The organism is Parabacteroides sp. TM07-1AC (assembly GCF_003480915.1).
Classification (GTDB): Bacteria; Bacteroidota; Bacteroidia; order Bacteroidales; family Tannerellaceae; genus Parabacteroides; species Parabacteroides chongii.
Window position 1 is genome coordinate 152,742 of the sequence record NZ_QUKD01000004.1, and the last position, 478, is coordinate 153,219.

Here is a 478-nt window from a genome sequence, read left to right on the forward strand (position 1 = left end):
CGATGAGTTGTTGATTTTGCCTAAGTTTCACACGAACTACGCACTCCTTTAACACTTATTATTAATCCACTGGAAGATCTTTTAAGCCATAGTGCGTTCTCTACGGAGGTAAAAAACTCCTTGCAACTGATGCGCAGAAATACGCAGCGACTGCTCTTACTTGTTAATAATCTGATGGATGTGCAAAAATATGATGCACATAAAATGGTGTTGCAAAAAACAAAATTCAATCTGTCTGAATTTGTGAAAGAATTATATGATTCCTTTGTATCTGTTGCTAACCATCGACACATCACATTTACCCAAAAGAATGCTATTCCTGATGGTTTTTGTGTCTATTATGATAGGCAAGAGATTGAAAAAGTGATGTTTAACCTATTATCCAATGCTTTTAAGTTCACCCCTGAACAAGGTGTGATCGAAATGAAATTATCGATATTATCCAAAGAAAGTGACGTAGTTCGTGTGAGAAGTTGGT

At 36.0% G+C, this 478-nt stretch carries 1 protein-coding gene and 1 pseudogene; both read left to right on the forward strand.

Features of this window, described 5'->3' with window-relative positions; all coding sequences use genetic code 11:
• Nucleotides 1-69 precede the first annotated feature (69 nt).
• A pseudogene (locus tag DXD68_RS24500) lies at nt 70-138 on the forward strand (hypothetical protein); the annotation flags it as partial.
• A 36-nt stretch (nt 139-174) separates the two neighbouring features.
• Nucleotides 175-478, forward strand: a 304-nt coding sequence (locus DXD68_RS10590) for a sensor histidine kinase (protein WP_410510717.1), incomplete at its 3' end; no start/stop codon positions are given.